The sequence below is a fragment of the Gordonia sp. ABKF26 genome (assembly GCF_041103195.1).
Classification (GTDB): Bacteria; Actinomycetota; Actinomycetes; order Mycobacteriales; family Mycobacteriaceae; genus Gordonia; species Gordonia terrae.
Map to the genome: position 1 here is coordinate 4,914,359 of NZ_JBGCVZ010000003.1, position 14,540 is coordinate 4,928,898.

Here is a 14,540-nt window from a genome sequence, read left to right on the forward strand (position 1 = left end):
GATCGCCGCGAGCGCTGCGCGCGGGATCACGACAGGCGCTGTGCCACCTCGGCCGCCCAGTAGGTCAGGACGATCGACGCGCCGGCCCGCCTGATGCCGGTCAGTGACTCCAGGATCGCGGCGTCCCGGTCGATCCAGCCCCGTTCGGCGGCCGCGGAGATCATCGAGTACTCGCCGCTGATCTGATACGCCGCGACCGGGACGTCGCTCATCTCGGCGACGTCACGCACGATGTCGAGGTAGCTCATCGCCGGCTTCACCATCACGATGTCGGCGCCCTCCTCGAGGTCGAGACGGACCTCGCGCAGCGCCTCCAGCCGGTTGGCCGCATCCTGCTGGTAGGTGCGCCGGTCGCCCTGCAACGACGAGCCGACCGCTTCCCGGAACGGGCCGTAGAACGCCGAGGCGTACTTCGCGGCATAGGCCAGGATCCCCGTGTCGGTGAAGCCCTCCGCGTCGAGGGCGGCACGGATCGTGGCGACCTGACCGTCCATCATCCCGCTCGGCCCGAGGAGATGTGCACCCGCTCGCGCCTGCGCCAGGGACATCGACACGTACCGCTCGAGGGTCTCGTCGTTGTCGACGCGACCCCGGCCGTCGACGACGCCGCAGTGCCCGTGGTCGGTGAACTCGTCGAGGCAGGTGTCGGCCATGAGGACCGTCGAGTCCCCGAGGTCGTCGGCGAGGGTGCGCAGGGCCCGGTTGAGGATCCCGTCCTCGGCGTCGGCGCCCGACCCGGTGGCGTCCTTGTCCTCCGCGCGCGGCACACCGAACAGCATCAGCCCGCCGACGCCGGCCGCGACCGCCTCGGCCGCGGCACCGCGCAGCGAGTCCATCGTGTGCTGCACGACGCCCGGCATCGACGAGATCGGCACCGGCTCGTCGATGCCGTCGGCGACGAACATCGGCAAGACCAGGTGTCGCGGCTCGAGCGAGGTCTCGGCGACCAGCCGACGCATCGCCGGGGTGGTACGCAGCCGCCGGGGCCGGATCACGGGTGACATGAAATCTCCTTCGACTCACGGGCCCTTCGAGGCTCGTCGCTATCGCTCCTCACACCTCAGGGAGCAGGAGTCTCGGCTGTCGCTCCTCACACCCTTCGATGCTCGTCGCTGCGCTCCTCGCACCTCAGGGCGGCGCCTCAGGGAGCAGGAGGCTCACGAACGCGAGCGGCGAGACTTCTTGCGCGGGGGCGGAAGTGCACCCTCGGCCCGGAGCCGGGCGGCGTGCTCGGCGAGCGCGTCGACCAGTTCGAGCACCGACGCGTTCTCCGGCTGCACATCCACCCGGAGTCCGAATTCGGTTGCGGTCTCGGCGGTCTTGGGTCCGATGCACGCGACGATGGTGCGCGCGTGCGGCTTTCCGGCGATACCGACGAGGTTGCGGACCGTCGAGCTCGAGGTGAAGCAGACCGCATCGAAGCCGCCGGTCTTGATCATCTCGCGGGTCTCGGCGGGCGGCGGTGCCGCGCGCACGGTGCGGTAGGCCGTCACGTCGTCGATCTCCCAACCGCGGTCACGCAGACCCTCGGACAGCGTCTCGGTGGCGATGTCGGCGCGCGGCAACAGGACTCGGTTCACCGGGTCGAAGACGTCGTCGTAGGGCGGGAAGTCCTCGAGGAGTCCCAGTGAGCTCTGCTCACCCGACGGCACGAGTTCGGGGTTGATACCGAACGACCGGACCTTCTCGGCGGTGGCCTCACCGACACAGGCGATCTTGACGCCGGAGAACGCGCGGGCATCGAGTCCGAACTCGGCGAACTTCTCCCACACCGCGCGGACCGCGTTGGTGGAGGTGAACACGACCCACTGGTAACGCCCGTCGACCAGTCCCTTGACGGCGCGTTCCATCTGCGCCGGACTCCGCGGCGGTTCGACCGCGATGGTCGGCACCTCCTTGGGCATGGCGCCGTGGCTGACGAGCCGCTCGCTCATGTCGCCGGCCTGGTCCTTGGTGCGCGGAACCAGGACGGTCCAGCCGTACAGGGCGCGCGATTCCCACCAGGAGAGCTTGCCGCGCGCACCCACGACCTTGCCGACCGTGACGATCAGCGGGCCGGTGAGCGCGTTGCCCTGCTCGTTGAGCGTCGCGAGCGTGGCCTCGATGGTGCGCTGGGCGCAGGTCGTGCCGTTGATGGTGATCGCGGCCGGGGTCTGGGGCGCCATGCCGTGTTCGGTGAGCGCACTCGCGGTCTCGGCGAGGTGACCCGACGTCGCGTGCAGCACCAGCGGGCCCGGGGCGGCGGCCAGTGCGGCCCAGTCGACCTCGCCGCGGACGTCGGCCTCGGTGTGGGTCGAGCCGAGCGGCATGCCGGCGTAGCTCGGCACGACGGAGGCGGCGGGCAGGCCCGGCAGGACCTCGAAGGTGACCGACGTGCGGGCGACGGCATTCACCTCGGCGAGGACCGAGTCGGTGGTCAGCGGATCGCCGGAGACCACGCGCACGACGTCGTCGCCGTTGCGGGCCGCGGCGACGAGGGTCTTGGCGACCTCGGCCGGATCGCCGAGTGCCGGTCGGACCACCGACTCCTCGTCGGCCTGTCCGGCATCAGCCCTGCCGGACTCGTCACCGACGGCCTGCGGCTCGTCGGCCGGAGCGGCAGTCGCCGCATCGTCGGCGGGTTTCTCGGCCTTCTTGGTGGATCGGCGAGTGTCGGCGGCGGGTTCGTCGCGATGCGCACTACCGATCAGCGACACCACCGGCGCGGGCACATCGGGGTCGATGTAGGCCGTGGTCGCGTTGGTGATCACGGTGCGCGCCCGCACGGTGAGCAGGTCTGGGTCCCCTGGACCCGACCCCACGAACAGGATCCGTCCGGGATTTGCCTTCTTCGTACGGCTCATGGGTTCGCACTCTCCTGCCCTCTCGGCGAGGGCTGCAGTTCGTTCTCTGCTAGGGAGAGTTGACGAGGTCGCCCGCTCCCAGCTCCAGCAGTTCGGCGGCGAGATCCTTGCCCAGCTGAACGGCATGATCGACCGGACCCACCGCCGAAGCGCGGATCACGTCCGATCCGTCCTCGGCCGCCACTGCCGCTCGGAGCGACAGCTCGGCGAAGATGCGCCCGTCCTCGTCGATCGACTCGACCACCTCCGCGATCGCTCCGACCGGTGCGGTACAGCCGGCTTCGAGAGCCGCGAGTACCGCCCGTTCGGCATCGATGGCCGCGCGGGTGGACTTGTCGTCCAACTCGGCGAGAATTCTCACCAGTTCGGCATCGTCTGAGCGGCACTCCACAGCGAGTGCACCCTGCGCCGGAGCCGGCAGCATGACCACCGGTTCGAGCGCTTCGGAGACCACTTCGGTCCGTCCGATCCGCACGAGCCCGGCGCGGGCGACCACGACTGCGTCGAGTTCGCCGCTGGCGACTTTGCCCAACCGAGAATCTAGGTTGCCTCGTAGGGGGCGGATTTCCAAACCGAGACCCAATGCCTTAAGCTGCGCGGCCCGTCGCGGGGCCGAGGTGCCGATGACCGAGCCGGGTGGGAGCTCGCCGAGCACCAGTCCGTCGCGTGCGACCAGTGCATCGCGGGGATCGACGCGCGTCGGGACGGCCGCGATGGTGAGGTCGTCCTCGGGCGCCGTCGGGAGGTCCTTGTACGAGTGCACGGCGACGTCGACCTCGTCGTTCCGGAGCGCCACGCGGATCGCGGTGGTGAACACCCCGACGCCGATCTCGGCCACCGGCGCGGCCGAGGCGTCACCGGCGGTCTTGATGATGACCAGTTCGGCGGGATGCCCGGCGGCGGTCAACGCATCGGCGATGGTCTGCGACTGGGTGGTCGCCAGCAGTGAACCCCGCGTGCCGATCCGGATCGGCGCGGGAGAGGTTGCGCTCATCGGTCGCCCAGCTCGCCCGCCGCGTCACCCGCGGGCAGGCCACCGATGTGGTCGGGAGCCGAAACAGCTTCGGCCGCACCGGGCTTGAGTTCGAACAGTTCGCGCAGCGCCTCGGCGTAGTGGTCCCCGTTGGGGGTCGACGCCAGTTGCTTGACCCGAACGGTCGGCGCATGCAGGAGCTTGTCGACGACGCGACGGACGGTCTTGGCGACCTCGTCGCGCTGTGCGCCCTCGAGGTCGGGAAGCCGGGTCTCGAGACGCAGGATCTCCGCCTCGACGACGTCGGCGGCGCGCTGGCGCAATGCTGCGACGGTCGGGGTGACCTCGGCCTGACGCTGGTGGGTGAGGTAGTCGGCGAGTTCGGACGCGACGATCGACCGCGCCGCGAGGGTGTCGTTCTCGGCGGCCTGGGTCTCGGAGTCGCCCCGCAGACCCTCGATGTCGACGATGTGCACGCCGGGAAGTCGCGCGGCGGCCGGGTCGACGTTGCGCGGGAGACCGAGGTCGCAGATGACGAGCGGCGCGGCCGCGTTCCCGGCGCCGGCGCGAGACGCGAGAGCCTCGTGCACCGATCCCACGCCGACGACCGCGCCGATCGCACCCGTACACGTCACGACGACGTCGGCCGTGGCCATCGCGGCCGGCAGGTCGTCGAGTCCGACGCCCCGGACGTCGATGCCGTGATTGGCGGCGATGTTGCCCGCGAGATGGTCGGCCTTGTCGACGGTCCGGTTCACCACGACCATCTCGGTGACGCCCTCACGGGCCAGCTGCGCGGTGGCCAGACCACCCATCGCACCGGCACCGACGACGACCGCGCGGCGCAGGCGGTGTGCGCCGGTCGCGGGATCGGTGAGCAGCGCCTTGGCGCGGTGAAGTGCGACGGAGACCACCGAGGCACCCGCCCGGTCGATACCGGTCTCGGTGTGTACCCGCTTGCCGACGCGCAGTGCCTGCTGGGCCAGTTCGTGCAGGACGCGCCCGGCGGAGTCGTTGGCGTCGGCGCTGAGGTAGGCGTTGCGGATCTGGCCGAGGATCTGCTGCTCGCCGACGACCAGCGAATCGAGGCCCGCCGCGACGGTGAAGAGATGCTCGACGGCGGCCTCGGAGTACCGGACGTAGGCGTGGCGGGTCATCTCGTTGACGGTCATGCCGGAGTGATCGCCGAGGACGGCGCCGACGGCCTCGAGCGCCGGGTGGAAGGCGTCGACGACGGCGTAGATCTCCACCCGATTGCAGGTGGAGACGAGCATGGCCTCGGAGATCGCTCGCGAGGAGAGCAGCTCGTCGATCAATTTGGGACGGTCGTGGTCGGAGACCGCCAACCGCTCGAGCACCTCGACCGGAGCACTGCGGTGCGACACCCCGAACAACAGAACACTCACGCTGTCACCGTTTCTTCACCCATTGCGTTTCCCTGGTGCCCGCGAGCCCGCTTCGTTCCGCGCGGCTCCTTGACGTCGTCGCGCGGCCCGCGAGAGGCCTGGAAAGCCAACACCTGTAGCTCCAAGGCTAGATCAACCTGTCTGACGACGACATCCGACTCCGCCGGAAGCGAGACCGGCGTGACGTTGAGCACCTGCCGTACACCCGCGGCGACGAAGGCGTCGAAGGCGAGCCGGGCGTCGTCGTCGGCCGTGGCGATCACCGCGATCTCGACCGTCGGGACCGCCCGTGCACAGACGGTCGCGATGTCGGTCAGAGGCGCCACCTGCGGACCACCCGACTCGAGGACCGCGCCGGCCAGGGCGGGATCGGCGTCGAACATCGCCACGACCCGGAACCCACGTCCGAAGCCTGCGTGCGACAGAAGCGCGCGGCCGAGCGAACCGGCACCCGCGAGCGCGACGGTGTGGATGCTGTCGGTGTGCAGGGTCATCGAGATCCGCGCGGTCAGGCGGCCGACGTCGTATCCGACGCCGCGAACGCCGTTGGCGCCCACGTAGGAGAGGTCCTTGCGCAGGATGGCGGGATTGACCCCGGCGGCCGTCGCCAGCTCGCCGCTGGACGCCAGCAGGATGCCGCGGCGACTGAACGAGCGCAGCACGTGCAGGTAGGTGGCCAGCCGGGTCACCGTCGGCCCGGGGATGTCGGCGGCGGGGATGTCGGCGGTGGGAACGGCAGACGCGGGAGGGTCGGCGTCAGCCGACTTCGCACGTTCCGCGCCCACGCTCACTCCCGCACACTCGTCGGCGTCGACCGGACGCCGAGACCCGACTCTTCTGAATGGGAACGAGGATATAACTTGCCTGTGAATCTGTTCACACGGCCCCTCGCGACCGGTCGTGCTGTGTTAAACGCCGCGTCGACGTGGGAATCGATTCACCGACGGCCGGTGAGATCGGACCGCAGGCGCGGTTCGTCGACCTCCCAGTAGCTGTGTTCGTCGCCGTCGAGCAGGACCACGGGAAGCCGGTCGCCGAACTCGGCGCGGAGGTCGGCACGCCCGTCGTCCGCCGCCCGGTCGACGTCGACCTCGGTGAACCCGACGCCCAGGTCGGTGCAGATCCGGGTCAGGTCGGCTCGGGCCGCCGCGCAGGCCTGACAGCCTGCACGGGTCAACAGTTCCACCGTCATGGCGACCATCCTCCCAGCGTCGCGCGCGCACGATCACCCGGGTGACGCGGCCCGGGGCGGATGTGCGATCCGCCACCGCGCGGGGGTCGGACTTCGGGCCTCGGCACCACTAGGCTGTACCGGGCAAGCAGTGCTGGCGCTACGCGTGGGAGGTGGGCAGTGGGCGAGATCCCGGGCCCGGAAGACCGTCAGGACGACGAGACGCCCGACGACGCGACAGATCTCCCGCCCAATCCGATGCAGGGCGACGGCCCGACCGGCGACGACTGGGAGTCGCACGCCGCCCGAGTGGAGTTCACCGACGACTTCGACGAGGACGCCGAACTCCACGAACTCGGCGACGACGAGAACAACCGGGTCACGACCTGGATCTCGCAGCGGGCGACCGCGGCCACCGGCCGCTTCCGCCAGACCGCCCACGAACTCCGCCAGACCCTCGCCGGCGAGGCCAGCGCCAAGGCCGCCGTCGACTCGCTGCGGTCGCGCGAGACGGCCGACATCCCGGGCGAACCCCGGCGAGACCTCACCGCTGCAGCGTTCTTCGACGTCGACAACACCCTGGTCCAGGGCGCCTCGATCGTGCATTTCGCCCGCGGCCTGGCGGCCCGGAAGTACTTCACCTACGGCGACATCATGGACTTCGCATGGACGCAGGCGAAGTTCCGGATCACCGGCAAGGAGAATGCGCGCGACGTCGCCGAGGGCCGGGAGAAGGCGTTGTCCTTCATCGCCGGCAAACCGACCTCCGAACTCGTCGAACTCGGCGAGGAGATCTTCGACGACTACATCGCCGACAAGATCTGGCCGGGCACCAGGGCCCTAGCCCAGCGTCACCTCGACGCCGGACAGCAGGTCTGGCTGGTGACCGCGACGCCGGTCGAGCTCGCGCAGACGATCGCGGACCGCCTGGGCCTCACCGGGGCGCTGGGCACCGTCGCCGAGAGCGTCGACGGGGTCTTCACCGGACGGCTCGTCGGCGACATCCTGCACGGCCCCGGCAAGGCCCACGCCGTCCGCGCCCTCGCGATCCGGGAGGGGCTCAACCTCAAGCGCTGCACGGCGTACTCGGACTCGCACAACGACGTGCCGATGCTGTCGCTGGTCGGTCGCGCGGTGGCCATCAACCCCGACACCGACCTGCGCGACGTCGCCAAGGTCCGCGGATGGGAGATGTACGACTTCCGCACGGCGCGCAAGGCCGCCAAGTACGGGGCCGGGACCGCGATCGTGCTCGGCGCCGCGGGCGGGGGCGCCGCGGCCGCCGCCCGGTTCTTACGCCAGCGCTGACCTCCGCCGATCACTCCACCGGGAGAGCACCATGACGATCGCGAGCCCAACCGGCGACGCTCGGACGACAACCGACGCGCTGCGGAAGGTCGAGGACCGCGTGCTGTGGTTGTCGACCTCGATGATCCACCACGCCAACCTCGTTCGTCCCAATGCGACCGGAATGAAGGTCGGCGGCCATCAGGCGTCATGTGCCTCGATGGTGTCGATCATGACGTCGTTGTGGTTCGAACAACTCCGACCCGGTGACCGCGTGTCGGTGAAACCCCATGCCGCACCGGTACTCCACGGCATCAACTACCTGCTGGGACTGCTCGACGAGTCGTACCTGACGACGCTGCGCGAGTTCGGCGGCCTGCAGCCCTACCCCAGTCGCACCAAAGATCCAGACCCCGTTGACTATTCGACAGGATCGGTGGGCATCGGCGCCACCGCGCCGATCTGGGGCGCGATGGCCCGCCGCTACATCGACACCAGGCTGGGCGCCGACGCCGCGGGCATCGAGGCAGTCCGGGCCGACCGCCGGTCGGAAACAGTGCTCGGCCGTCAGTACTCGCTCGTCGGCGATGCCGAGCTCGACGAGGGGGCGGTGTGGGAGGCGATCCTCGATCCGTCGGTCGCCGAACTCGGCGAGCTGGTGTGGATCGTCGACCTCAACCGGCAGTCCCTGGATCGGGTCGTCCCCAACATCGCCGCCGGCCGGCTGGAGGCGATGTTCGCCGCGGCGGGGTGGCAGGTCATCGCCGTCAAGTTCGGTCGCCTGCTCGAGACCCTCTTCGCCCGTGAGGGCGGCTCGGCACTGCGAGGCCGCATCCTCGACATGCCCAACCCCGAATATCAGCGGCTCCTGCGTTGTGACGCAGATGAGGTGCGAAAGCGGCTGCCGGGCAAGGGCTCCGACGCCGAATCGGTCACCCGGGTCATCGATGACGTCGACGACGCAACCCTCCTCGCCGCGATCCGCAACCTCGGTGGTCACGACCTCGACGCCCTGCGCACGGCCTACGACCAGATCGACGACACCCGTCCCACGGTCATCCTCGCCTACACCATCAAGGGGCACGGCCTCCCGACCGAAGGCCACCCGCAGAACCACTCGTCGCTGTTGACGGTCGAGCAGTACGGGGAACTGGCCACCGCCCTCGGGACGTCTGTCGACGATCCGTGGTCCGGATTCGCCGATGGCACCGAGGCCGCCGCATTGTGCGAATCGGTGGCGCGGAGGTTGCGTCGCGACCCCGTCGAACCCACCCCTCCCCCGGCGGTGCCGACCGACATCAGCAAGACCCCGACGGGGACATCGACGACGCAGGCGGCCCTGGGCCGAGCGTTGCTCGCGCTGTCGCGGGCTGCGCCCGAGGCGTCGGCGCGCGTGGTCACGGTCAGTCCCGACGTCAGTTCCACGACGAATCTCGCGGGCTGGCTGAACAAGGTCGGCGTGTGGTCGCCGGACGAGCGGCGCAACTGGTTCGACGACGACGCCGAGACGATCATGCACTGGCGGGAACGTCCATCCGGCCAGCACATGGAACTCGGGATCGCCGAGACCAACCTGGCCGGCCTGATCGGCGAACTCGGTGCGACGTGGAGCAGGTGGGGTCAACCACTCTTCCCGATCGGCGTGCTCTACGACCCGTTCGTCGAACGGACCCTGGAACCATGGTCGTACGGCATCTACGCGGGCGGGCAGTCGATCCTGGTCGGCACCCCGTCGGGGGTCACGCTCGCAGCCGAAGGTGGTGCGCACCAGTCGATCACGACACCGTCGATCGGCCTCGAACAACCCGGATGTGTGACCTACGAACCGGCCTTCGCGCTCGACGTGGAGTGGATCCTGTTGTCCTGCATCGGCCGGCTCGGACGGCCGGACGGCACGTCGTCGTACCTGCGCCTGTCGACGCGGCCGGTCGACCAGCGGCTCGCCGACGTCCCCACGGATCCCGCGGCCCGGGAACGACGCCGCCGACATGCGGTCGCGGGCGCATATCTGTTGCGGCGCACGAGTTCCCCGCAGGTCACCCTGGTCGGGATGGGTGCGGTGGTCACCGAGACCCTCGCCGCGGCGGACCGGCTCGCCGACCAGGGGGTGGACGCCGACGTCGTGTGCGTCACCAGCCCCGGGCTGCTCTTCGAGGCGATGCAGGCACGCCGCGGCCTGTCCGACTCCCCGTCGTGGATCCTCGACCAGGTCTTCCCCGCCGACCGCGCGGCACCGATGGTCACCGTCCTCGACGGCCACCCGCACACCCTCGCGTTCCTCACCGGCGTCAACGCGGTTCGCGGTGCCGCCCTGGGTGTCAGCAGGTTCGGCCAGGTGGGTTCGCTCGACGACGTCTATCGCCTCCACGGCATCGACACCGAGTCGATCATCCGGGCGGCACTGGATCTTCGACGCTGACGGTCCCCGCCCGTCCCACTGTCAGAAGATTGGTGGATCGAGGCGGTCGAGTTCTTCGCGGGCCCGCCTGTTCCGGGCGCGTTCGTTTCGCCGGCGGGCGAGTTTGGCGTCCAGTCGGTTGTGGGTGCGCCCTGGGTTGTCTGCGGGCGCGATCACGCGGGGTGAGGGTGGTGCTTGGGCGGCTTGCTCGAACCGGATACGCCGCAGGTTGGGAAAGGTGTCTTCCAGCGTTTCGGCATCCCCGTACAGAGTGACGCCTTCGGGGGTGGTGTATTCGGTGACCAGCCGACCGTCGCGGTCGCGGTACTGCTCATCGATCCAGTCGCCGTAGGTTTTGAGTAGGTGCCAGGCACGGCATTTGACGTTGAGGTTCTCACTCGACGTCGCCCCGCCCCGGGCGGGATCGGTGTGGTCGTATTCGGTGACGTGGTCGAGATCGGAATCGAAGGCCGAACGAGTACAACCGGGTTCGGTGCAATAGCCATCCCGCACCCGCACGAACTCGGCACACGCGGTGGTGGGCCGATACCCGTTACCGGGATGGGTGGCCGGATACACCACCGCCACTACGCCCGAGCCGACGCCCCCGGGATCGGCTGCACCGACATCGCTGCCGCCGTCAACATTCAACTCGGTTGCATCGACCGGCGCGGGGCGCTGAGCGGTCCGGTGTGCATCGTCGGCGGTTTCGGCTACGTAAGTGGGTTGGGTGCGGGCCGGGGTGACCGGGGCGAGGGTGACGTCCGGGCGGGCGGCGAGGTCACGCACATGCTCATCGCAGATGATGCCGTGCTCGTCGAGGACCCCACTCCCGGCGCCCCGGCCAAGGTCGCGGCATCGGTGACCACATGGATCACAATCTCGGCGCGCACCGCGTCGAGAAGGTTCTGCGGGTCCGGGATCCGCGCGGTGCATTCCTGTTCGTCGTCGCATTGGCACTCGAAGGTGGTGCGGGTCAACAGCGCGAACATCGCATCAGACCGACGTATCCCCTTGGTGCGGCCGTCCCGCGTGCAGACAGCATCGGCCAGGATGCCGATGGCTTTCGCGGAGATCCGCACGTTCTCCGCCGACATCACCGCGGTCAGTTCGGCGGTGCCGTCGGGTAGTTCGTGGGTCCACACGCCACGCTGGTCCATCGCGTCTTTGCGGCGTTGGCGTACCGCATCGGGGTCGTGGCGGAACACCAGCCGGTCGACCATGTCCCGTAGCCGGGCCCGGTCCCACACACCCTTGCGACGACGGAGGGTGGCGACGATCTCGGCATCCAGGGCGGGGGTGATCGGGTCATCGGCGGGGATCAACAAGGTGCGGGAGATGATCAGCCGGATCTGCCACTGCGCCAGAATCCCGTCGCGCAATGTCTCAGCGGTCTCGGGGAGCCGGTCCCGCAGTGCGATCGCCTCGTCGATCAGGTTCTCGGCTTGCCGGCGCGACACCGCGGACTGTCGGGCGATGCGGGCGGCGCAGTCGGCGTGACCGTCCATCACAAACCCCTGCGCACTGGTGGTCACCAAACGGTCGGTCATCACCGCGATCGTCTGATATCGATGCCAGGCGAGGTAGGACTCTCCGCGTCGTGTGGCATCGAGCCCGACCATCAACGCCACCATGTCGGTCTCCCCGGCGTGGGCAGGATCGACCCCGGCGACGAACTCGCCCGGCAGATCGGTCCACACCCTCACCATGCCCCCCGATACACTGCCCCCGACCCACCCCGGCCGGGGTGCGATCCGATGCCAACCAATCTAAACCCGACCACCGACAATCCGGAGACTGATCCACAGTGGATCCGTGAAGGGTAGGCGTTGTGACGCAATCATATTCGTCACCACGCGCGCGCGATGGTGGCGTGACTGCGCCGAGATGGTCTGGTCGCCAGGTGGTTTCGACTCGGCGCCTCGACCTCGACGCGCTCCTTCGTCGCTTGCTCGGCCCGGCGGCTACGCTCGGTGCCGGCTCAACCAGCGGGGAACGAATAGGGCGCACGGTCGACGAAAGCCTAGAGCGAGACCACCTCACTCATCGGATCGATGAGCACCTTGGCGTGGTGCTCGGCACCGCCGAGGGCGTCGAATGCCGCACCGACGCCCTCGAGGCCGACCGTCGCGGTGATCAGCGGCGAGACGTCGACCTTCCCGTTCGCCATCATCTGCAGGGTGTCGTAGAACTCGGCCGGGTCGTAGGCGAACACGAACCGCAACTCGTGTTCTTTGTTCAGCGCCATGGCCGGACGGAAGGTGTCGGGTTCCATGCACACCCCGACCACGACGATGCGTGACCGGAACGGCGCCTCGGTCACCACGTGCTCGATCATCCCGGGCGTACCCACGCATTCGAAGACGACCGGGCCCTTCGGTGTCGCACCGAGGCGATCGGCCGTCCGGAACAGCGACGACCACGGCACGAGCGGGATCCGGCGAAGGGTTCGCATCGCGTCGAACGCCGCGCCGAGCAGGTCCTGGGCCCGGGTGATGTACTTGCCCGCCTCGGCGCACCGCTCGAAGGGCGAGGTCGTGGCCGGGTCGACCACGATGTCGGCACCCACCCGATGCGCGAGCACCCGCCGCCCGGGTGACGGGTCGCTCGCGATGACGGTCCGGACCCCGTCCGCCTTCAACATGGTGATGACCGCGAGGCCGATCGGCCCGCAGCCGATCACGACCGCGACATCGCGGCGCCCGACCTCGCCGCGCCGGACCGCATGGTGGGCGACGGCCATCGGTTCGGTCAGGGCGGCATGCTCGGCCGGCAGACCCTCCGGGATCTCGAAGGTCATGTCCTCCGACACCAGCACGAACTGGGCGTAGCCACCGGCCGCGGACTCCGACAGTCCGGTCAGGTGCGCTTCCGAACCGTGCCGGATCATCGGCACCGACACCACGGGCGTGCCGGGCGCCCACCGCTTACGGCACCCGGGCCCGTAGGAGACCACCTCGCCGGCGAACTCGTGTCCCATGACCACCGACTGTCCGGACCGCATGAAGGCGTCGTAACCCACCGCCGCGGACACCTCGGCCGTGGCATCGCAGTGGACGCGGGCGTGCAGATCCGACCCGCAGATCCCGGCCCGCAGCACCCGTAGCAACACCTGCCCCGCACCGGGCTCAGGGGTGGGGATCTCCTCGACCGTCAGTTCGCCGTTCCGGCACACGACTGCACGCATGCTTCATGGTTATCAGCTGACGGAGCGGTGCGGGCACCGTCAGCCGAAGTAGACGCTCCCGCGTCGGCTGAGCATCCGGAAGAGGGTCTGCTGGATCTCTTCGCGCACGTGGTCGGTGAGGTCGAAGACCACCATCGGGTCGTCGGCCGACGCCTCGTCGTAGGACCCGGTCTCGATGGGGCGCCCGAAATGGATGTGCCACTTCGACGGCAACGGCACCATGCCCAGCGGACCGAGCCACGGGAACAGCGGGGTCACCGGGAAGTACGGCAGGCCGAGGATCTTGGCGAGCGGCTTGAGGTCGGCGAGCATCGGGTAGATCTCCTCGGAACCGACGATCGACACCGGGATGATCGGCGCGGCATTGCGCAGCGCCGTGGTCACGAATCCGCCGCGACCGAAGCGCTGGAGCTTGTAGCGGTCCTTGTACAGCTTGCCGATGCCCTTGTACCCCTCGGGCCAGACCGCGGTCAGCTCGCCGGCGCGCAGGAGCCGGTCGGCGTCGGAGTTGCATGCCAGCGTCGCCCCGATCCGCCGGGCCACCTCGCTGATCCCCGGGGTGTCGAAGGCCATGTCGGCGGCCAGCACGCGCAGGAAGCGGCCTTCGGGGTGATTGTCGCGCACGGCCAGCGAGGTGATGACCGCGTCGATCGGGATGGTGCCCGCGTGGTTGGCGACCAGGAGCGCCCCGCCCTCGCGCGGCAGGTTCTCGATGCCGGTGACCTCGACCCGGAACCACTTCTCATAGACCTGGCGGACGGCCGGGAACCACACCGAATCGGTGAAGTGGGGGTCGAAACCGAACTCGTCGACCTCGTACTCCCCCGCCATCCGTTCCCGGATGAACCCTGCGGTCGAGGTGAGGGTGTCGGCGACCGCACCGCGGAGTCCGCCGAGGCTGAACAGCGGACTCGATTTCGACGGGCCGCGGTGCTCGACACCCAGCGCCTCGTCGGGCAGTGTGATCTCGTCGCTGATCGGGGTCACCCGCGCCGGCGCCCGACCGAAGCCGTCGGTGTTGGGATGACCGAGCGTCGAAGCACGTTGCGCTGCTGCGGTTTTCGATCGATCGTGCCCGACCTGCTGGCTCGGATGTCGACGGCGGCCGGACTCCCGGACGCCACGCGCATCAGGACCCGAGGGCGACGTGTAGAGCTGAATGACTTTCGCGGTACGTGCATCTGTCGCTCCGCCACCTGCCAAAGTGCTCACCCCTACTTGTTTCCTGGGTACGCGATCCGGACCGGGCCGGGCCCGGATCTGCGTTGATGTTCC

Annotated in this window: 10 protein-coding genes and 1 pseudogene; 2 read left to right on the forward strand and 9 right to left on the reverse strand. The window is 69.4% G+C overall.

Annotated elements, in window-relative coordinates:
- Nucleotides 1-26 precede the first annotated feature (26 nt).
- The 6 genes from hemB to AB4Z55_RS22690 all read right to left on the reverse strand — a co-directional run bounded on the left by hemB (nucleotide 27) and on the right by AB4Z55_RS22690 (nucleotide 6,414).
- Nucleotides 27-1,004 (reverse strand): porphobilinogen synthase, encoded by a 978-nt coding sequence (gene hemB, locus AB4Z55_RS22665; protein WP_004019951.1) that lies wholly within the window; start codon nucleotides 1,002-1,004, stop codon nucleotides 27-29.
- Between the two features lie 153 nt (nucleotides 1,005-1,157).
- A complete protein-coding gene (locus tag AB4Z55_RS22670) occupies nucleotides 1,158-2,843 on the reverse strand; it encodes a uroporphyrinogen-III synthase (protein ID WP_369520587.1) in 1,686 nt (561 codons plus the stop codon).
- A gap of 49 nt (nucleotides 2,844-2,892) precedes the next feature.
- Complete coding sequence (gene hemC / locus AB4Z55_RS22675) at nucleotides 2,893-3,837, reverse strand: hydroxymethylbilane synthase (RefSeq protein ID WP_004019953.1); 945 nt, start codon at nucleotides 3,835-3,837, stop codon at nucleotides 2,893-2,895.
- Nucleotides 3,834-5,222 (reverse strand): glutamyl-tRNA reductase, encoded by a 1,389-nt coding sequence (locus AB4Z55_RS22680; RefSeq protein WP_101820117.1) that lies wholly within the window; start codon nucleotides 5,220-5,222, stop codon nucleotides 3,834-3,836. Before AB4Z55_RS22680 ends, hemC begins: the two co-directional genes overlap by 4 nt.
- A complete protein-coding gene (locus AB4Z55_RS22685) occupies nucleotides 5,219-6,007 on the reverse strand; it encodes a redox-sensing transcriptional repressor Rex (RefSeq protein WP_354560576.1) in 789 nt (262 codons plus the stop codon). Before AB4Z55_RS22685 ends, AB4Z55_RS22680 begins: the two co-directional genes overlap by 4 nt.
- Before the next feature lie 152 nt (nucleotides 6,008-6,159).
- Nucleotides 6,160-6,414 carry a glutaredoxin family protein gene (locus tag AB4Z55_RS22690; protein WP_064569635.1) on the reverse strand — a complete coding sequence of 85 codons (255 nt, stop codon included), beginning with the start codon at nucleotides 6,412-6,414 and terminating at the stop codon, nucleotides 6,160-6,162.
- Nucleotides 6,415-6,573: 159 nt separating this feature from the next.
- Here AB4Z55_RS22690 and AB4Z55_RS22695 point away from each other — a divergent pair, with 159 nt between their 5' ends.
- Both AB4Z55_RS22695 and AB4Z55_RS22700 read left to right on the forward strand, forming a co-directional pair.
- Nucleotides 6,574-7,701: an HAD family phosphatase gene (locus AB4Z55_RS22695; protein WP_064569619.1), complete on the forward strand. Its 1,128-nt coding sequence runs from the start codon at nucleotides 6,574-6,576 to the stop codon at nucleotides 7,699-7,701.
- A 31-nt stretch (nucleotides 7,702-7,732) separates the two neighbouring features.
- A complete protein-coding gene (locus AB4Z55_RS22700; RefSeq protein WP_369520588.1) occupies nucleotides 7,733-10,099 on the forward strand; it encodes a pyruvate dehydrogenase in 2,367 nt (788 codons plus the stop codon).
- A 21-nt stretch (nucleotides 10,100-10,120) separates the two neighbouring features.
- Here AB4Z55_RS22700 and AB4Z55_RS22705 read toward each other — a convergent pair.
- From AB4Z55_RS22705 to AB4Z55_RS22715, 3 genes and pseudogenes are all read right to left on the reverse strand, one after another.
- Nucleotides 10,121-11,787, reverse strand: a pseudogene (locus AB4Z55_RS22705) (DUF222 domain-containing protein).
- A 314-nt stretch (nucleotides 11,788-12,101) separates the two neighbouring features.
- Entirely contained in the window at nucleotides 12,102-13,265 is a 1,164-nt protein-coding gene (locus AB4Z55_RS22710) for a zinc-binding dehydrogenase (protein WP_369520589.1), read from the reverse strand.
- Nucleotides 13,266-13,304: 39 nt separating this feature from the next.
- The gene (locus tag AB4Z55_RS22715; RefSeq protein ID WP_180819348.1) at nucleotides 13,305-14,477 is read right to left on the reverse strand and encodes a lysophospholipid acyltransferase family protein; all 1,173 of its coding nucleotides are present in this window, start codon (nucleotides 14,475-14,477) and stop codon (nucleotides 13,305-13,307) included.
- Nucleotides 14,478-14,540: the final 63 nt, after the last annotated feature.